This window comes from Paenibacillus tritici (genome assembly GCF_013204885.1).
GTDB lineage: Bacteria > Bacillota > Bacilli > Paenibacillales > Paenibacillaceae > Paenibacillus_AQ > Paenibacillus_AQ tritici.
Genome location: NZ_JABMKX010000007.1, coordinates 161978 through 180719 on the forward strand (window position 1 = coordinate 161978; position 18742 = coordinate 180719).

Annotated in this window: 17 protein-coding genes; 9 read left to right on the top strand and 8 right to left on the bottom strand. The window is 53.3% G+C overall.

The window, feature by feature from the left end; all coding sequences use genetic code 11:
- Position 1: 1 nt before the first annotated feature.
- A complete protein-coding gene (locus HQN87_RS14145) occupies positions 2 to 1615 on the bottom strand; it encodes a xylulokinase (protein WP_173134184.1) in 1614 nt (537 codons plus the stop codon).
- Positions 1616 to 1896: 281 nt separating this feature from the next.
- Between HQN87_RS14145 and HQN87_RS14150 the strand changes: the two genes are divergently transcribed.
- Entirely contained in the window at positions 1897 to 2982 is a 1086-nt protein-coding gene (locus HQN87_RS14150; RefSeq protein ID WP_173134779.1) for a GntR family transcriptional regulator, read from the top strand.
- Positions 2983 to 3125: 143 nt separating this feature from the next.
- On the opposite strand, the gene HQN87_RS14155 is transcribed toward HQN87_RS14150, so the two are convergent.
- The 3 genes from HQN87_RS14155 to HQN87_RS14165 form a co-directional block, all read right to left on the bottom strand.
- Positions 3126 to 3872 carry a hypothetical protein gene (locus tag HQN87_RS14155; RefSeq protein ID WP_173133733.1) on the bottom strand — a complete coding sequence of 249 codons (747 nt, stop codon included), beginning with the start codon at positions 3870 to 3872 and terminating at the stop codon, positions 3126 to 3128.
- 111 nt (positions 3873 to 3983) lie between these two features.
- Positions 3984 to 5351, bottom strand: a complete 1368-nt coding sequence (locus HQN87_RS14160; protein WP_254075494.1) for a sensor histidine kinase — start codon at positions 5349 to 5351, stop codon at positions 3984 to 3986.
- A 29-nt stretch (positions 5352 to 5380) separates the two neighbouring features.
- Positions 5381 to 6079 (bottom strand): response regulator transcription factor, encoded by a 699-nt coding sequence (locus tag HQN87_RS14165; RefSeq protein WP_173134186.1) that lies wholly within the window; start codon positions 6077 to 6079, stop codon positions 5381 to 5383.
- 174 nt (positions 6080 to 6253) lie between these two features.
- On the opposite strand from HQN87_RS14165, the gene HQN87_RS14170 reads away from it, so the two are divergent.
- From HQN87_RS14170 to HQN87_RS32995, 6 genes are all read left to right on the top strand, one after another.
- Positions 6254 to 6511, top strand: a complete 258-nt coding sequence (locus tag HQN87_RS14170; protein WP_173134188.1) for a GlsB/YeaQ/YmgE family stress response membrane protein — start codon at positions 6254 to 6256, stop codon at positions 6509 to 6511.
- 135 nt (positions 6512 to 6646) lie between these two features.
- A complete protein-coding gene (locus tag HQN87_RS14175; protein ID WP_173134191.1) occupies positions 6647 to 7363 on the top strand; it encodes a lantibiotic protection ABC transporter ATP-binding protein in 717 nt (238 codons plus the stop codon).
- Entirely contained in the window at positions 7356 to 8084 is a 729-nt protein-coding gene (locus tag HQN87_RS14180) for a lantibiotic immunity ABC transporter MutE/EpiE family permease subunit (RefSeq protein ID WP_173134193.1), read from the top strand. Before HQN87_RS14175 ends, HQN87_RS14180 begins: the two co-directional genes overlap by 8 nt.
- A 1-nt stretch (position 8085) precedes the next feature.
- Positions 8086 to 8844, top strand: coding sequence for a lantibiotic immunity ABC transporter MutG family permease subunit (locus HQN87_RS14185; protein WP_173134195.1), 759 nt, complete (start codon positions 8086 to 8088; stop codon positions 8842 to 8844).
- Between the two features lie 38 nt (positions 8845 to 8882).
- Positions 8883 to 9545 carry a response regulator transcription factor gene (locus tag HQN87_RS14190; RefSeq protein ID WP_173134197.1) on the top strand — a complete coding sequence of 221 codons (663 nt, stop codon included), beginning with the start codon at positions 8883 to 8885 and terminating at the stop codon, positions 9543 to 9545.
- Complete coding sequence (locus HQN87_RS32995; protein ID WP_173134199.1) at positions 9533 to 10936, top strand: HAMP domain-containing sensor histidine kinase; 1404 nt, start codon at positions 9533 to 9535, stop codon at positions 10934 to 10936. Before HQN87_RS14190 ends, HQN87_RS32995 begins: the two co-directional genes overlap by 13 nt.
- 19 nt (positions 10937 to 10955) lie before the next feature.
- Here HQN87_RS32995 and HQN87_RS14200 read toward each other — a convergent pair whose 3' ends face one another.
- The 4 genes from HQN87_RS14200 to HQN87_RS14215 form a co-directional block, all read right to left on the bottom strand.
- Positions 10956 to 11846, bottom strand: coding sequence for an NUDIX hydrolase (locus tag HQN87_RS14200; RefSeq protein ID WP_173134201.1), 891 nt, complete (start codon positions 11844 to 11846; stop codon positions 10956 to 10958).
- Positions 11847 to 11869: 23 nt separating this feature from the next.
- Entirely contained in the window at positions 11870 to 12880 is a 1011-nt protein-coding gene (locus HQN87_RS14205) for an AAA family ATPase (protein ID WP_173134203.1), read from the bottom strand.
- On the bottom strand, positions 12877 to 13554 hold the full coding sequence (gene pnuC / locus HQN87_RS14210; protein WP_173134204.1) for a nicotinamide riboside transporter PnuC: 678 nt from the start codon (positions 13552 to 13554) through the stop codon (positions 12877 to 12879). Before pnuC ends, HQN87_RS14205 begins: the two co-directional genes overlap by 4 nt.
- Positions 13555 to 13750: 196 nt before the next feature.
- Positions 13751 to 14398, bottom strand: coding sequence for a glycosyltransferase (locus HQN87_RS14215; RefSeq protein ID WP_173134207.1), 648 nt, complete (start codon positions 14396 to 14398; stop codon positions 13751 to 13753).
- Between the two features lie 213 nt (positions 14399 to 14611).
- Between HQN87_RS14215 and HQN87_RS14220 the strand changes: the two genes are divergently transcribed.
- Complete coding sequence (locus HQN87_RS14220) at positions 14612 to 18163, top strand: DUF3289 family protein (protein ID WP_173134210.1); 3552 nt, start codon at positions 14612 to 14614, stop codon at positions 18161 to 18163.
- Positions 18164 to 18203: 40 nt separating this feature from the next.
- The gene (locus tag HQN87_RS14225; protein WP_173134213.1) at positions 18204 to 18710 is read left to right on the top strand and encodes a hypothetical protein; all 507 of its coding nucleotides are present in this window, start codon (positions 18204 to 18206) and stop codon (positions 18708 to 18710) included.
- Positions 18711 to 18742: the final 32 nt, after the last annotated feature.

The window sequence follows — 18742 nt, forward strand, 5'->3', positions numbered from 1 at the left end:
TTTAATTCCTCCCGTTCTCTACCAGATGATCTACAGCAGCCTGCTCAATCGCCAGCCCTGCGGTGTAACGTTCCATGAATAATTCGAAGCCCTTCACATCGGCCTCATCCGGATGAATGACCTGACCTTCTATATCCTTGAAGACCTTGTGGTCGAGGAAGTCGTCCAGACGCTCCTGCTGCTCTTTGTTCTGCATATAAGCAGCCAGAATCGCCATCCCCCACGCGCCGCCTTCGCCGGCTGTTGCCATGACAGACACCGGAACATTCATGGCAGCGGCCACGATTTTTTGACCGACGACAGGTGTCTTGAACAAGCCGCCGTGCGCAAGAATGCTGTCAATGGATACATGCTCCTTGCGGGTAAGAATGTCCATTCCGATCTTCAGCGCCCCGAAGGCGGAGAACAGATGACTGCGCATGAAGTTGGCCAGATTGAAGCGGCTCTCCGGTGAACGGACAAACAGCGGCCGGCCCTTCTCCAAGCCGGTAATGTTCTCGCCCGAGAAATAGCCGTAGCTGAGCAAACCGCCGCCATCGGAGTCCGCTTCCAGCGCTTTGTTAAACAACACACTGAACAACCGTTCAGGATCTGCCTTGAATCCCATCGCCTCCGAGAATTCACGGAACAGGCCGACCCAGGCATTGATATCGCTGGAGCAGTTGTTGGCATGCACCATTCCCACCGGACTGCCGTCAGGGGTGGTTACCATATCAATCTCGGGATATACCGCTGTAAGATCCTTCTCCAGTACGATCATGGCGAACACGGAGGTGCCTACTGAGATATTGCCGGTCCGTTTGCGGACACTATTCGTAGCGACCATGCCTGTTCCGGCATCGCCTTCCGGAGGACACAGCGGAATTCCTGCCAGCAGGTCCCCGGACTCATCCAGCAGCTTGGCTCCGGCTTCCGTTAATATGCCTGCCTGCTCACCCGCAGGATAGACCTTGGGAAGAAGATCGCTCAGCTTCCAAGGGTAATTCTTCTCTGCAATCAATTCATCGAACTGTGCAACCATCGCCGGATGGTAATCCTGCGCAGCTTCATCTATAGGGAAGACACCGGAGGCATCGCCGATCCCGATCGCCTTGCTGCCGGTCAGCAGCCAGTGAATATATCCGCCCAGCGTCGTTACGAACCGGGCCTGCGGGACATGCTCTTCTCCGTTCAGAATGGCCTGGTACAGATGGGCAATGCTCCAGCGCTCAGGAATATTGAACTGGAAAAGCTCCGTTAACGCTTTGGCCGCAGTGCCGGTTGTTGCATTACGCCAGGTCCGGAAGGGAACCAGCAGCTCGCCCGCACTGTCAAAAGCCATATATCCATGCATCATTGCCGAGAATCCGATAGAACCGACAGTAGTAACCGTAACCCCGTATTTCTGTGCAACCTCCTGCTTCATTTCGCGGTAAGCCGCTTGCAGCCCCTTGATAATATCCGTCAAAGGATATGTCCAGTACCCGCCCTCAAGCAGGTTCTCCCACTCGTAGCTTCCGGATGCAAGGGTCTCGAAACGCTGATCAATCAGGACTGCCTTGATACGTGTGGACCCAAATTCGATACCCAGTGAAGTCTCTCCCTTAAGTATCGCTTGCTTGATGTTCTGATCCATGCACACGTTACTCCTCTCTGAACCAAACTGTATTTCTTGCCAAACGAAAGAATGCGCTTCCTTTATGAACAGCCTTAGTATATTTTCTGTTCGTACATTTGTCAATAATATATATAAGATATACCTACAAATTAGACCTGAAATTCCTTGTATTTTACGAAAATCATGATAAGTAGTAGACATCGGAGGATATTAAGCTTATATTCAAGCTATAATATGTACGTACAACTACGGAGAATAAGCAATTCCATATAAGAACAACTGTGAAAGAAGTGAACCGTGTGAGAACCAAATATCAGATCATATTCGATGAACTCAAAAGCAATATTCTGTCCGGAGTCTACAGTGTGGGCGAACAAATCCCTACAGAGTCTGCTCTGCAGGATACCTATGGAGTCAGCCGCCAGACCGTCCGCAAGGCGATCCTGGAGCTGTCCAATGAGGGGTTCCTGCGGAGCGAGAAGGGCTCCGGCACTTATGTCAGCAACCAGTTCCGCTCCAAATCCGGGGGTAACCTGAACCAAAAAACCATTGGCGTCATCACCACCTACCTCTCGGATTATATTTTCCCCTCCATTATCAGGGGGATCGAGAGCAGACTTAATGAGGACAACTATTCGCTGCTGCTCGCCAGCACCAATAATGATGTCGCCCAGGAGAAGAAGGCGCTGGAAATGATGTTATCCTTCGGTGTGGACGGACTGATCATTGAGCCTACGAAGAGCAATCTGTACAATCCGAACATCGCCTACTACCTGTCGTTCAAAGAGCAGGATGTCCCGTTCATCATGATTAACGCTTATTATGAAGAGCTGGAGGTGCCCTTCTTCTGTCTGGATGACGTACAGTCCAGTTATCTGGCTACCCGGGAGCTGATCTCCAAGGGCCATACCCAGATCGGCATTATTGCCAAAATGGATGATCTCCAGGGCAAATACCGCATGAAAGGCTATATCAAGGCGCTCGGCGAAGCCAAACTACGCTTCCATCCGGAGCAGGTGCTCTCCTTCGATACCGAATCCAAGCGGGAGCTGTCGGCTAACCTCAAGCAATTCCTCACCGATAACAGAGAGATACTAACCGCCATTGTCTGCTATAACGACGAGGTAGGTCTGGAAGTGGTCAATGTCTGCAAGCAGCTGAATATTTCGATCCCGGAGGAGCTGTCGATCATCGGCCAGGACAATTCCTACATTGCCAAGAACGCAGGCATCAAGCTGACGACCTTAACCCACCCGCAGGAGCAGATGGGCCGCGATGCCGCAGAATGGGTGATCAAGAAGCTGCAGGGTAAAAAGGATCTGCGGAACAGCACCTACTATCAGCCTGTGCTGGTGCAGGGGGAGACGGTGAGGGTGCTGGAATAGCCCTCTGCGGAGTAAGGCAGATCACCCTGGAATATCCGTTTCAGCGAGAAGCCCATTCTTCCCTGGCGTAATAAATAAAAACAGCCCCGGCCGTGAAGCGGCAGGGCTGTTTTTTATTTATTACATAGAACCGGTAAGACGGCTCAGTCCATCAGTGTGGAGATATTGATGCTCTCAATCTTAGCGCCTTTGACATGAAACAGCATATAATCCACATAGTTGCTTGGGGCGAACCGGTAGTCATCCTCTTCCTCAGGTGCTCCGTCTCCGGTCAGCTTGCCTTCGGGATAGGCTTTTTTGAGGGTATCCAGGCTGTCTCCGACCTTGATGTTACGGACAGTAGTGTACTTCGGATCCGTAATCTTAATGCTGAAGATGAAGAACTGCTTGCCATCACCTGAATCCATCGTCTTAATCTCAACGCCCGGGAACGTATACGTCTTCTCTGTTCTGCCGATCAGGGTATCCATATTCAGCCCGTCATCCACAGAATACGTGTGCGATTTCTTCTTCGTTGCCTTCCCCAGCATACTCTCCAGCTTGTTATCGTCAACAATGTCGGAGAGGGCAATGGTATGGTCCTTATAGACAAAAGCCAGCTCCTTAAGAATCACATTCCCTTCCTTCTCAATGGTTCCTTCCTTGATCGCTTCGGAACCGGAGCCGGTGCCTGCTGAAGCCGCAGGTGAAGGCTCAGCCGGAGTGGCCGCAGGCTCCGCAGCAGGGGTAGCCGAAGCTGCCGGTGCCTCTGTGGACGCTGCTTCAGAAGCGGGCGCCGTCCCGGGAGTGGCTGCCGCCTGACCCGCCGTGCCGGACTGGCATCCCGCCAGAAGTGTCATCAGTAATATTGCGGGCAGCAGCAGGGCTGCCGGTTTTTGAAATGTTCCCATAATTATCCCTCCATGAATGTACGCGATGGAACGCGTTGTTTGTTTGGTATGAGGTAAGTATACGAAAACCATTTGTTAGTGTAATAACAGAGTTGTATCAGTCTTGTAACGTCACAGGAGCGGCAGATGGATAGAGACGGACGTTCCTGCGCCGAGCTGGCTCTCTAGGCTGAGGTGCCCGCCGAACTTCTCGGCGATCTCCTTACAGATGGACAGCCCCAGCCCCGTTCCGCCAGCCGCGCTGGCATTCCGTGCCCGGTAGAACCGCTCCTGAACACGGGCAATCTCATCCGCGCTGATTCCGATCCCCTGATCGCTGATCTGCACGATGGCTTCCTGCTCCCGGATCAGCACTTCAATGCTGATCCGGGTACGGGGATCAGAGTACTTAATCGCGTTGTCCAGCACATTGGCGATGGCGTGCGACATCAATACCTGATTGACATAGACGAAGGCGTGCGGCCCCTGCCGGATCGTAAGCTCTATCCCCTTACTGTCAGCCTTGGCCCGTACTCCGGTGGCCACCTGCTCCGCCAATTGCGTCAGATCGGTCTTCTCCGTATCCATCTCATCCGGTCCTGCCTTGTCAAACCGGGATAACATCAGCAGCTCATTGATCAGCAGGGTAAGGCGGTCGGATTCATTTACAAGGTGATAATATATCTTTTGCAGCTCCTCATCCTCATTCTCGCCCTCATACAGATACTGGGAGAACCCCTTGATGGCGGCGAGCGGCGTCTTCAGCTCATGGGATACATTCGAGACAAACTGCTTCTGATACTGGATATAATCGCTGAGCTGTATGCCCATCCGGTTCAGGCCGGCAGCCAGCATCCCCAGCTCATCCTTCCTGTTCAAGTGCACCTCCCGGAACTGCTGCCTGGAGAAGCTCTCCGTAGCGCCAAGCAGATATTTAATCGGCTTCGTCGTATTACGGGCAATGAATAGACTGGAGATTGTAATCAGTATAATGAACCCTCCGGCACCGGCGAACAGGATATACCGGATCTGGTCCATCATCGTATAGAAATAGGAGATATCCTCCACGAATTCGAACACATAGCTGTTCTGATAATACTTGTCTTGAATCGGTATGGCGAAGTACAGCAGATGGTCATCAGAAACCGTGTACGCATAATTTCCCTTCAGAGCGTTCTGAATATTCCCGGCGAAGATCACGGGCGTCTTGTTATTGATAATAATCCCGTCCACGGCAAGTCCCAGCAGCTTCTGGTTGCTGTCGTAGATCCGTACTTCCTTGCCGGAGGCTTTTAACGTCTCCAGCGCACTCCTGGCCACATCCGAAGGCTGCCCTGCTTCTTCCGCCTTATCGTGCTTGGAGAGAACCTCCCGGAAGGACAGCTCACGCAGATCCGCCTTTTCCATCATCTGCTTCTCTATGGTGACGAAGCTGAAGTATTCAATCGCTGTATTGACCGAAATAATAATCACGGCAAACGACAACACCGAGAACAACAAATAATTAAGCAGCAGCCGGGTTGCGTACTTCAGGCGGAGCCACCTCCCAGCTGATACCCGAATCCGTAAATGGTTCTAATATACTTCGGATGCTCGGCATCATCCTCCAGCTTTTTTCTTAAGCGCATAATGGTCATGTCCACGCTACGGCTGTCCCCCAGGAAATCGTATCCCCACACGAGCTCCAGCAGTTCGTCCCTTGTATAGATTTTCTCCGGACGTTTCAGCAGCGTTTCGAGAATCCTGAATTCCTTGGCCGTCAGCGAGACCTGCGCACCGTTCTTCCGCACCACCCGGGTCTCCAGATCAAACTCCAGCTCCTCATGAATGATCCGGGTATCCTCATCACCTGACTCCGGCTCACTATGGTCAAATCTTCTAAGCACCACCTTGATCCGCGCCAGAAGCTCCCGGTTATCAAACGGCTTGGTCATATAATCCTCTGCCCCCAGCTCAAGCCCTAACACCTTATCTATAATCTCATTCTTGGCCGATAACATAATTACAGGAACCGCCTGCTTCTTAGTGATCTCTTTACACACATCATAGCCCGAGCAGTCCGGCAGCATCAGATCCAGCACCACCAGATCCGGCTGAAAAGAATCCAGAGCCCGCAGTCCCGACCTTCCGTTCTCTGCCGTCTGCACCTGATAGTTCTCTCTTCTGAGCACAAGCTCGATCAAGTCTCTAAGGGCGGCCTCATCATCAATCACCAGAATTTTCTTCATCCGGTTCCTCCTCCTCAGCAGAAGTATGCTCTTCTTATAGTAACACTACCAATTCAGGTTCACCTCACCTGCCTAAATCTACACCATCCGGGCAGAAAAAATTCTCAGCAGGCGGTTCACCTAACCCGCTTTCCAACATACCTTGAATAAACCACTGGAAAGGGGGACAAATCAATGTATCTGCTCTGGGTAATCATTATCGGCGGACTCATCGGCTGGCTAAGCGGCAATCTGATCGGCCGTGATGTGCCGGGAGGCGTGCTGGGTAATGTGATCGCCGGCTTCATCGGCTCCTGGCTGGGCACTGAGCTGCTTGGTCCAAGAGGCCCTGTAGTGGGTGGCTTCCATATCGTTCCGGCGATTATCGGGTCCATCGTCGCTTTGCTGATCTTCTTTGCCCTGGCCCGCGGCGGCGCCTTCCGGCGACGTTAATCCCTCCGCCGGTTCCAGCTGCAAAGTTCCAACGCAGAGCCCCTCCTGTTAACCAGGCAGGGGCTCTGCCATGTGATCCTTACAGAATCCTTAGAATCTCCCCTTAGAGTAGAGAGAGAGAAAGGATGATATACTATGCAGGATCACATTCTGGAAACACAGAATCTATGTAAAAGCTTCAAGCACCACACAGCCGTCAACAAGGTATCGTTAGCGGTGCCGCGCAATTCCGTCTATGGCCTCCTGGGCCCGAACGGCGCCGGCAAATCGACCATGCTCAAAATGATCGCAGGCATGCTGCACCCGGATTCCGGGAGCATTCTTATTCAAGGACGGGAATGGACCCGGAAGGATCTAAGCCGGATTGGTGTATTGATCGAAGCGCCGCCGCTGTATGAGAATCTGACCGCCAGAGAGAATCTCAAGGTGCGGACGCTTGCCCTCGGATTACCGGACTCCCGGATAGATGAGGTGCTCACTGTCGTTGATCTGACCTCTACCGGAAGGAAACGCGCCGGACAGTTCTCCATGGGCATGAAGCAGCGGCTTGGCATCGCCATTGCCCTGCTTAACCAGCCGGAGCTGCTGATTCTGGACGAGCCGACGAACGGGCTGGACCCGATCGGGATTCAGGAGCTGCGGGAGCTGATCCGCTCCTTCCCCGGACAGGGAATTACCGTCATTCTATCGAGCCACATGCTCTCTGAAGTAGAGCAAACCGCAGATCACATCGGCATTATCGCCGGGGGAGTGCTGGGCTATCAGGGAGCGGTAACCCACGGCCAGGATCTGGAAGCCTTATTCATGCAGGTTGCCGCAGCCCACCGGAGAGAAGGTGCTTCCCATGCTTAGTGTGATTAGGGCGGAACGCCTGAAATGGCGGCGGACCTTTATTCCGAAGCTGGTCTGGATGGCCCCTGTGTTCACGTTATTGCTGTGTGCTGTTCTAATGGGCGGGCGTTTTTTTCAAACCGGGTCCTATAACTGGTGGTACACAATGCTTCTGCCCGGAGCGCTGACCCTCGTCTGTTCACTGGCGCTTCAGAAGGATGCCAAACTGAAATACCGCGGACTTCTGGCCCTGCCGCTGCCGCCGGGGAGACTCTGGGCCGGCAAAATCATCGCTTGCGCCTCCTGGCTCCTGGCTGCTCTCCTCGTGTTCCTGATAGGCGTTACAGCCGGGGGCCTGCTGTTTAGCCAGACCATTCCGCTGCCGAGCAGCTTGGCAGGCAGCGCCCTGATCTTCATCACCTTCCTGTGGCAGATTCCGTTATGCCTGTTCCTGGCGGCACGCTTCGGGCTATTCGCTGCAGTACTGCTTAATATGGCCGGCAATGCCATGGGGATTCTCACCTTCAATAGCGGGGGCTTCTGGGATGTCATCCCTTATACGATTACCTTCAGGCTGATGTGCCCGGTTCTGTCGATTCTGCCGAACGGTCTTCCGGTCCCGGCGGACAGTCCGCTGAGAAGCACAGATATGATTCTTATAGATGTCCTGGTCTCCCTGGCCTGGTTCGGCGTTCTGTTCCTGCTTACTACCCTGTGGTTCCGTAAACAGGAGGCGATTTAGCATGAATTCACTGCCAGGCCTGCTTCGGGCGGATCTGCTCAAAACACGGCATACCCCGTTTCTGCTGATTCACCTGCTGACACCGCTGATCGGGGCCGGTATATTCCTGGCCTATTATTCCTTCTCTCCATGGAGTGAGACGGACAAGGCGATGGCCTTCATGCAGTCGCTCGCCTGTGCTTTTCCTACCCTGATCGGGCTGGTCTGCGCTATGGCGGCGGAACAGGAGGCGAATGCCGGGCAGTTTCAGGGGATGCTTGCCCTGCCTGCGGCCCGGCTCACAACCTATTTCAGCAAGCTGCTGGTTCTGCTGTGGTTCGGCTTGGGGGCCGTCCTGCTCGCCTTCACCCTGTTTGGCGCAGGGTTCGGCTGGCTGCTTCACCAGGACAGTCAGGGACTGCCCTTCTACCTTACGGGAGCAGTCATTACCTTCGGGAGTAATGTGTTTCTCTATCTGCTTCACCTCACAGTCAGCCTGCGCTTCGGACGGGGCGCTTCCATCGGAATCGGAATCTCGGGGAGTCTGGTAGCCGCCCTGATGCTCACCGGTCTTGGCGATACCCTGTGGCCTTATATCCCCTTTGCCTGGGGTGCCCGCTTCCTCTCGCTCTGGGTCTTCGGTCATTCGGGCGGCATGTTATCACCCGCAGCATCGGGACTGCCTACCGGAGTGTGGACCTGTATAATGGGAACGATAATAGCAGGTCTGCTGGGCCTGTTATGGTTCCGCCGGTGGGAAGGACGCTCCGCGGATAACTAGGGCGGATCACTGATAAATTTACAATCGAGGGAATGAATATGGCCAAAATACTTGTAGTAGATGACGAACCCGCCATTCTGTCGCTCATTCATAACGCACTCAGCACCGATCAGCATCTGGTGACCACCCTGTCCGATTCTACACAGGTGCACAAGACTGACCTCGGGACGTATGACCTTATTCTGCTGGATGTGATGATGCCGGGCGTGGACGGCTTCACCCTGTGCCGGGAGATCCGGCCGGCGGTGGATTGCCCCATTCTTTTTTTGACGGCCAAAACGCTGGAAACGGACTTGATGTACGGCCTGGGGCTGGGGGCGGATGACTATATTATGAAGCCCTTCGGCATAGGCGCACTGCGGGCGCGGATCAATGCTCATCTCCGGCGGGAGGGCAGGGAGAAGCGTAATATTCTGTATCTGGACCCTGTGCGCTTCAACCTCTCCGGTAAAGAGCTGTTTGCCCGGGAGGACAAGGTGCCGCTGACCAAAAGCGAATATGAAATCTGCGAATTTCTCGCCCGCAACCGGGGTCAGGTTTTTTCCAAGGAGAATATCTATGAAGGTGTCTTCGGGTATGACGGAGAAAGCGACAGCAGTGCGATTACAGAGCACATCAAGAACATCCGCGCCAAGCTGGGCAGGTATGGGCTTGAGGCAATCGAAACTATCTGGGGGATCGGATATAAGTGGAAGCTGTAAAACCTATCAAAACCGTACGCCTGCGTACATTTTTCCTGCACTATCTGCTGCTCCTCAGCCTGGGAACGATCCTGCTGCTGGGGGTGCTGCTTGGTGTATTCACGCTGGCTTTTGCCTGGGGCGCAGTGCTGCCTGCCAACTATGCCGAGAAGGAAATCGCCGTCTTCAAGGAGCAGCTTGCCGCAAGCGGAGCCGACGCGGACGGAAGGGCTCCGGACTGGCTGGATTACACAGTATTCACCGTGGACGGGAAGCCGATCGCCGGTAATCTGAACCGTAAGGACGCCGCACAAGCCTGGAGGATTACCCGGCAAGGCGATGCTAGAGACTCCTATTTCTATACCACCGCCAGGCACGGGCAGCAGCTCTGGATATTCCGCTATACCTTAACACCGCAGTATGCCTCTTCCCTGCTGCGCAGCTCCCTGCCGAACCCCCAGCTGCTGGGAATCCTGCTCTTCGTGGTTGGCATTCTGCTCCAGGCCGCTCTGCTTGCCGCCCGGTTCGGCCGGAGGCTCTCCGAGAGAATGGCCGGACTGCAGGAAGCGACCGAGAACATCCAGCGCGAGAACCTGGAGTTCACGGTCAAGCCCAGCGGAATCCATGAGATTGACGAGGTGCTGGCCTCCCTGGACCGGATGAAGGATGCCCTGCACGCTTCGCTGGAGCGGCAGTGGGAGCTGGAGCGCTCCCGCAGGGAACAGATCTCTGCGCTGGCTCACGATATCAAGACGCCGCTGACTATTATCCGCGGGAATGCCGAGCTGCTGCAGGAAACCAGCCAGAACGAGGCCCAGCACGAATACAACAGCTATATTCTCCGCAGCGCCGCAGATATCGAGGCCTTCGTGCAGGAGGTGATTGACCTGTCCAGCCTCCAGGCCGGATCGTCTCCACAGGCATCCCTTGTGCCTACAGCGGAGCTGGTGGCTGAGCTGGAGCTGCAGATCAAGGCCCTCTCTTCAGGGAAGGGTCTGCAACCCTCGTTACAGCAAGAGCACCTGCCGGAATCGCTGATCATCCAGAAGGAGCTTCTGCTGCGGGGAATCGTCAACCTGATTGCAAATGCTGCTGAGCATACCCCGCCCCAGGGGAGCGTTACCCTGCTCATCCGGGGTGATGCTGCTGCTTCTACTGTAGAGTTCATAGTCACGGATACCGGCCCCGGCTTCTCCCAGACCGATCTTAGAGAAGCCGCCAACCAATTCTACAGAGGCGACCAGAGCCGGGGTGCCAGTCATCACCACGGGATGGGACTCTATATTGCGAGGTCCGTTGCCGAGCAGCATGGGGGCAGCCTTAGCCTGGACAATGTCTCTCCCTCCGGCGGAGCGAAGGTAACACTGAGGATTTCCGTTCCAGCTCCGCGGCGGGACCGGGGGATGGAATGAGCTTATATCTAAGCGGCCTTCATCCCTCTTCCCAATTCCTGCGGTACAAGCGGGAACTCTGCTGCAGCGCATCCTCCTTATAGAGATCTGTCTCAGCCACCAGACCTGCCACTTTGTCCCGGAAGACTGCCTCCGCCAGCTCCTTGTCCAGAATCCCCTCATACACCTGCTGTAGCTCCGCCAGGGTGAACCGCTCGGGCATTAAGTGCAGTGCAATGTCCGCTTGCTCTGTTTCTTGGCGCAGCTGTTCGATGGCATAGGCAATGATTCTGGCGTGATCAAAAGCCAGCCCATTATTCGACCGTACAGAGTAACTCACTGACCTTGAGGTTAGCTTCAGCGTCACAGTCCGGTCTACTTCAGCCGTCAGCTCTACTGCTCCGGCAGAAAGGGCAAGCTTGTAAGTCAACGTGTGAACGCGGCCTTCTTCCAGCCGTTCCTTCTGCTCCCGCAGAAGCCGGTAGCTGGCCTTGAACCAAACCGTATCTTCGGCATCGTCTCCCGCCTGTAACCGGACACGGCTACTGTCGATCAAGGCCATATAGCTGCTGCTGATCACCCAGGTGCGGGGATCACGGCCGGGATCGGTGAAGGTATGCAGCTGCTCCAGGTGTACGTCAGTAACGCCGGTCTCCTCGAACAGCTCCCGCGCAGCCGCCTGTTCCCCGGTCTCATCCGGCTGGATGAAGCCGCCGGGCAGCGCCCAATGCCCCAGATAGGGATGCCCGCCTCTGCGGATGAGCAGGATGCGCAGCTCTTTGACCGGAGGCCTGCTGCGGGTATCCACCTCTGAATCTGTGACGGTAAAAATCACCATATCCGCTGCCACCGAAGGCCGCTCATAATCCCCCGCCCGGTACTGCTCCAGGAATTCACGTTCTGTAAGTCCGTTACGATCTACCCATTCCAATATCTCCGCCTCCTTATTCTCCTTCAATTCTCCAGCTCTCCGAAATAGTTCCCGTAAGGCTTGAATCTGGCAAGCACCCCGTCTACCTTGTGTATACGTTCCTTAAGCGTCCCCCTCAGCGTAATATAAGGAATCCGCCGCTCCTTCAAGTCCGCAATAATCTGTTTGTGAAAAATATGCCGCTTCTGATCCCCGCTGCGGTCCCAGGTATCATCATAAGGAATATCATCGTCGCACAGGAAAAACAGATCGTACCGCTGCGCATTCTCCAGGGCCAGCCGGGTCAGCAGCTCCGGAGCCCGCCCATGGTAATCCAGCGCATACATATAGGTCGTAATCGCATTCGTATCGACAAACAAATACTTATCTGCATCACGCAGTGCCTGCTCCTCCCGCTCCAGATGCCCAACGGCGATTTCATCAAAAGCCTCTATACCGATCCGGCGGTCCACCTGATGCTCGGTCCAATAATCCCGCCCGTACTCGCTGGCGAAGGTCGTCTGGTACTGCCACGCAAGCGCTTCGGTGAGCGTAGACTTGCCGGTGGACATCGCGCCTACAAACACAACCTTTGTGATTAAATCCCGGTACACAACATCGCTGACATAATCCCGGTATTTGTAAGGATCGGAGCGGACCATCGTGGCCGACACCGGTACCCGCTCACGCGCTTCATCCACCCGCCGGTCGATGGCCCCCAGTGCCCGGCTCATATGCCCGCCATAGAACTCGCTCGAATAAAAGTGGGTCACCTGCTCGCCCTTCAGCAGCCCGAGAATATACTGCTCTTCCCGGATCTCATGCTCTCTGTCGTCCGAGTACCCGTCCGGACCGTCCCAGGCTTCGATTACCCGGATCGCAGGATAGAGGCGGCGAATCCAGTTCGCCCGGATATGCAGCGGCACCGGGGATACGGCCGTCTCGTAGATCACCACGATTAATTCATCCACCTCCTGCAGCGCCGTCTCAATCATGAATTGGTGGCCTTTATGCAGCGGGGCAAACTTCCCAAGTGTTAATCCGAGTGTCTTCATGACAGCGCCTCCTTAGCCCCTTTGTTCCAGTTGTAGTAGCCGTACCCTGCATTAATCAGATAGGCGCTCCACATCACGATCATCAGCAGACCTTCCCCGCTGCCTTCCAGCGTCCGGATCACCCAGAGCAGAACGGTGAACATATTCAGTACGATATAGACCAGCCACTGCTCCTTGAAGCGCCGCACCATCAGGAGGGTAGCCACAACGGATAACACGGTAGTCAGAGCATCAATATAAGGTGAATTCTGCGCCGGAATGAACGATAAGCCGAATCCCAGCAGCAAGGCACCCGAAATACAGACCCCCGCCGTAAGGAGTATGCCCCTCATTCCCATCTGGCGCATGGACAGCTTGCCGCCCTGCATATTCTTGCTCCACATATAGAAGCCTACAACATTCATCGGGACAAAAAATAGCAGATTCAGCATAACCTCGCCAAATAATCCATTAATGTAGGCTAAATAGGCGTAGCCGAAGGTATTATACATCCCAAATCCATAACTTGCCAGCTTCCCCTTCGCCGTAAGCACCACACACAGCACTCCGGTAATAAAGACCGTGAATCCAAAGAACGAATCCTTGGAGATCACTGTGAACACAACGGCAATCAGAGTGAATACAACCAGCCAAGCGAGTTCAAACCTGCTCCAGTGGCCCGCAGCCTTCTTCATGCTTATCCCTCCGCCTAATCCGCTTCTCCCGGAAACAGATTACTTATTAACTAATTGATAATTACAATTTGTTAATATCAAAATACCAGAAATTAGAATGGGATGCAAGCCCGAATTATTGCGGTACATGCCAAAAAAAGGCCATTCCCCAAGGAAGGCCCTAAAACCTGTTATTTTCAATACAAGTGGCGCTCCCCTAGAATTTCTCCGGGAACTGTTGGACGATGCCCATGCTCAGGATATCCGCGAGATGGATCATATGATCCTCATTTTTGTCAGTGACAGCAATTGAGGCCTCCCAGTCGCCTTTGAGTATGTCCAGCACCAAGTCCGTGATCAGTTGAAGATGCGTGTACAGCATCTCTTGCACCGCTTTAAACGGCCAGTTCGGATTCAACTTGTTCAAAAAGGTGGCAATATTATCGGCATTAGCATGCCAATCTGCCTGTAACTTCTTCACTTCAGCCTGATTGCCCGTTTTGGCCGCTGCTACAATTTTCCCTGCAATCTGAATGTGTTCTGTCAGAAGCTCCGCGAGCTTGTTGCCCGCAGCCTCCCCGTAATACGGCTTGAATACCGCGCCTATGTCCTGCTGGTTCCGTAAGAGCCGGCCTAATACGTCCTGCTGGTCCGGAAGATTCGAGAGGGCACTGACGATATAGCTTCGCGTCCATATGGTATGGTCGATCCATACCCTTTGCATATCGCTTTTCAACTGCACCATCTTTGGACTGAAGCAACCTGCTTCCTTGGTTACGCCTGCCTGTGCCTGCACGGATACTGCTGTTTGCGTCAGACCCAGAACCAGCATCATGACCAACGCCACCAGCCATTTGTTTTTCAAATTCATCTGCTCCTTTGGGTGTGAATGAAATTGCCTGTATTATTATGGCTGAAGCGGAAGGATGTATGCAGATAGTGTACTTTGTCGTTCTTCTACTATTCTTCCATTTGTTGTTGCCTAATCCTCTATATGCAAATATTATAGATTCATAATACTCCATGACCTTACATCATTTCCCAACCTAATTCCATTATATGAGGAGGATCAGCAGCAATGTTCAAGACAAGAATGATGAAACGAAGCTTCGCCCTGTTTGCAGTTCTGCTATTGGTATTATCATCCCTTCAGCTCCAGCCTGCCTTAGCACAAGAGGACTCAGACAGCAAACAGCAAATGACCTACACGGGGGAGGGCTACGAGGCCATCTACACGGTTTCTTCCAAGTGGGAGGGGGCATTCAATGCTGAGGTGACCATCAGGAACACGGGTGCCCAGGCCATGGAGAACTGGACCGCTAAGTTCACATCCCCTTATGAGATTACGAACATCTGGAACGGACGGGTACAATCCTACGAGAACGGGGTCTATGCCATCCAGAATGCCGGGAGTAATCAGGACATTCCGGCCGGCAGCAGTGTCAATTTCGGCTTCACTGCGAGCTATGAGGGAGAGCTGCTGCTGCCTGCGGCATTCGATATGCTTGGAACGGAACAGATTGTACCTGCCGGGCAATATGAAACCAGCTTCAAGGTGACCAGTGACTGGGGAAGCGCCTTCAACGGTGAGCTTGCCATTAAGAATGTGTCGCAGACGGCGATTGAAGACTGGAAGCTTAGTTTGGATTATGAGGGTAATCTGGAAAGCTTCTGGACGGCTGAAATTACCGGGCATACCGGCAATCATTACGTTATACATAATGCGGGCTACAACGCCAATATTCAACCGGGCGAGACACTGGTGCTCGGGTTCTCCGGGAGTCCGGGGAACGTAGCCAATGAGCCTTCGGGCTATCAGCTTACGCAGATAGCTACGCGGCAGGAGACACCCGGTCCAGAACCGGCTGAAGTCACCGTACAGCTAGATACCTACAGCTTACAGCTTCAGAACAGCCCGGATGGTGACTACTACTTCCTGACCTCGAAGATGGATAAGCTGTCGGGGACGCTGGGAGGGACATCACGCATTAAGGCCTTCACCTATCAGATTACCGACAAGAATAGAGTGGTCCTCCAGCAGGGAACGATCCCTGTAAGCGGGGCCTGGGCTGTGGAAGGCATTGGGTTCGGCGTTGGATATAATCTGCTGAAGCTGACTGCGCAATTGAACGATGATTCAGAGGTTGCCAAATCATATACCCTTGTAAATTTCGATGAGAAGAATCTGGATAACTTAGGAGTTGACCGGGAGCTGGACAGTGACAATGACGGTATTAGTGATTACTATGAAGAACATTATGGTCTTTCCGTCACCAGTAAGGACAGCGACGGCGATGGATTAAGTGACCGGGATGAGATTCTCGTAGTGAAACTGAATCCACTTGAACCGGACACGGATAAGAATGGAACTCCAGACGGGGAGGAAGATCATGATCTAGATGGGTTAACCAACCTGGCTGAATTATCCGGCGGAACCAGCCTTATTCATTCTGATACAGACGGCGATGGCCTGACGGACGGGGAGGAGGTTCATACGCACAAGACCGATCCCCTGAAGAGTGACACGGATGACGATGGACTGTCAGACGCCTGGGAAGTGAAGATCGGAAGCAATCCGCTGGTGGGTGAGGCGAAGTTCTCCCGAACGGTGAAGGTAGAGGATGCCAGTGCCAAGGCTGTTCCAAGTGTGGCCGTTGAAGGGATCACAGCAGAGCAGGTAGATACCCTGTCTGTTCAGCCTGTGCAAGATGGCATTCTTAATGATACGACCATCCCCGGATATATTGATCAAGGGTATAACTTCTCCATCAACGGATCTTTTGAGAAGGCGACCCTATCCTTCGAACTGGATGCAAGCTTAATGAAGGCAGCGGACTTCGTTCCGAAGATTTACTATTATAACGAGGAATCTCAACTATTTGAAGAGCTGCCGGATCAGCAGACCCAAGGCAACGTGGTGTCAGCCGAGACGACCCATTTCTCGAAGTACATCTTGCTCAATAAAACGGAATACGATACTGTGTGGCTGTATAAGTTCCTGTATGATGAAGGACAAGAGCATTATGCGGGAATGGATATCGCCTTCGTGATTGATTCATCGGGCAGTATGTCGAGCAATGACCAGAGCAATGTGAGAATCAGCGTAACTAAGCAGTTCGTCAATCTGCTGACAGACAGTGACCGTGGCGCTATTGTTGATTTTGACGACTCCGCAGCGGTATTATCCAATTTCACTTCTGACAAGACCGCTCTGAATCAAGCAGCAGGACGGATTGACAGTAACGGCGGGACCGTTCTGACCAGCGGGATTGCAAGTGCACTTAATCTGTTCACTGGCAGCGGCAGGGCGGATGTCCTGAAGTACATTATTATGCTTACGGATGGGGAAGGCTCTTACGATACATCGCTGACCAAGCGGGCTGCCGATCAGGGAATTGTTATTTATACAGTGGGGCTGGGCAGCAGTATTTCGACGAGTGTCCTGACGGGCATGGCCCAAGGCACCGGCGGCAGCTACTATCATGCAAGCAACGCCAATCAATTATACGGAATATTCGATAACATTGCGGAGACCTCGGACCTGTACAAGGATACGGACCAGGATGGCATCAGTGATTATCATGAGAAGGAGATGCAAGCAGGACGGCTGCGCGTGGGTACGGGCGGTGCGGCGGTCAGAGTGAACTACCTGGATGCGGACAGCGATGACGATGGCCTTAAGGACGGGGAAGAGATCCGTATTGCCAAAACCGGAGACAAGGTCTACGCCTATCTATACTCGAATCCCAACCTGGCAGATACGGACGGGGATGGTCTGCATGACGCGGTGGACAGCAGAAGGCTGACGCCGGATGTTAGTCAGGCATTAATTCTTCAATCGGATCACCGGGAGGGAATTCTCAAAACAGCTTCACCAGGAATGACTCCCGTGGCGGATGACCTGACGTTCAATGACTACACCTATAGCGAGCTATTCAAGTTGGGCCCGGTGTTCTCTGTAGCCAAAATTACGCCGGAATCCATGATCTGGGGCGAAATGGCTGTCCTGTTCTCGGTGGGTGCCACAGGTGCAACGGACGATATGAGCTCTGTTCTGGGCGATCTGCTCTCTACGTTCAAGTATGGCAACCGCAGTAATGAAGGGACCTCAGTCTCCATGGGCAACACCTTCGATACCGGTAAATATATTAAGTATCACAACAGCAAGCTGGATAATGCCGTCATAAGTGACTCCAGCACCCAGAGTTATGTGCAAATTATCCGTAATTTCGTTGTCCATGAGCTGCGCAGTAATAATGGTGACCTGTCCAGGCTGACATTCGTGCCGAGTTCGAACAAGAATGTGGTGAATAATTACGTCAATCAATTCTCGACCAGCCCGTATCCGGTATTTACCGAGAAGAGCAATCTGGCGTTATCCCTGGCCATTCACGCCTTCCATGGTCACAATATTACGATTAAGGACTTCAAGAACAACGGGGACCAATTCAGCGGTAAGCTTGTATTCCATTTCTATGATCATTTCGGCCTGGACGCAGATGATGAGATCAACTGGCCGGGATTTGTGGATTGGTTCACACTGCAGCACTATGACCGTTTCAATGGAAAATATGTACCGTTCATTACAACCATTGACTACGAAATGTATTTCAGCGGTTCTGTTAACTAATTTCAGGGTCGCATTCTGAATGGATCAGGCAGGTGAAGCTATGGGTCGCGGTATAAAAGTCTGGATTGGCCTTGCGGCTACACTATTGCTGGTGGCGGCAGGAATCATCATCGGCAACAATAACTCCAAGGCGAAATATGATATTTTCCAGGAGCAACGCGGGCTGTTTGAAGCTGTGAAGGAGGAGACCGGGCTTCTGATGAAGAGCATAGATGACCGGAGCAATGTCAGGAATACCTTCATCTACTCCAGTAACGGCAATACGGCTGCCCATCAGTTCCACGAGGGTGCGAACGCAGACCTGCAAGACAAGGTACGGCAGATAGCTGCGGTGTCCGGGGACGAGCTGAACTTCGTGAGATACAGCAGGCAGGACGGGGAGGACCTCTTAAGGTTCGTCTTCAACTGGGAAAGGGAGCGTGGCAACACCTATCATATTGTGTATTGCGAGAGTCAGAGTATGGTCGAGCGGGCATATGAAGAGGAGCCTGTTCAATACAAGCTGGCTAAGCTGGCAGATGGCTGGTATGGGATTGAGATACAGTAGTGGTGGCAGCTCATCCCGCTTGAACCCACTCT

Excerpts from the sequence above, each read along its gene's own strand:
- HQN87_RS14145 (WP_173134184.1), bottom strand. The coding sequence starts at position 1,615 with ATGGATCAGAACATCAAGCAAGCGATACTTAAGGGAGAGACTTCACTG.
- pnuC (WP_173134204.1), bottom strand. The coding sequence starts at position 13,554 with ATGAAGAAGGCTGCGGGCCACTGGAGCAGGTTTGAACTCGCTTGGCTG.
- HQN87_RS14225 (WP_173134213.1), top strand. The coding sequence starts at position 18,204 with ATGGGTCGCGGTATAAAAGTCTGGATTGGCCTTGCGGCTACACTATTG.
- HQN87_RS14205 (WP_173134203.1), bottom strand. The coding sequence starts at position 12,880 with ATGAAGACACTCGGATTAACACTTGGGAAGTTTGCCCCGCTGCATAAA.
- HQN87_RS14170 (WP_173134188.1), top strand. The coding sequence starts at position 6,254 with ATGTATCTGCTCTGGGTAATCATTATCGGCGGACTCATCGGCTGGCTA.
- HQN87_RS14165 (WP_173134186.1), bottom strand. The coding sequence starts at position 6,079 with ATGAAGAAAATTCTGGTGATTGATGATGAGGCCGCCCTTAGAGACTTG.
- HQN87_RS14185 (WP_173134195.1), top strand. The coding sequence starts at position 8,086 with ATGAATTCACTGCCAGGCCTGCTTCGGGCGGATCTGCTCAAAACACGG.
- HQN87_RS14155 (WP_173133733.1), bottom strand. The coding sequence starts at position 3,872 with ATGGGAACATTTCAAAAACCGGCAGCCCTGCTGCTGCCCGCAATATTA.
- HQN87_RS14180 (WP_173134193.1), top strand. The coding sequence starts at position 7,356 with ATGCTTAGTGTGATTAGGGCGGAACGCCTGAAATGGCGGCGGACCTTT.
- HQN87_RS14190 (WP_173134197.1), top strand. The coding sequence starts at position 8,883 with ATGGCCAAAATACTTGTAGTAGATGACGAACCCGCCATTCTGTCGCTC.
- HQN87_RS14220 (WP_173134210.1), top strand. The coding sequence starts at position 14,612 with ATGTTCAAGACAAGAATGATGAAACGAAGCTTCGCCCTGTTTGCAGTT.
- HQN87_RS14175 (WP_173134191.1), top strand. The coding sequence starts at position 6,647 with ATGCAGGATCACATTCTGGAAACACAGAATCTATGTAAAAGCTTCAAG.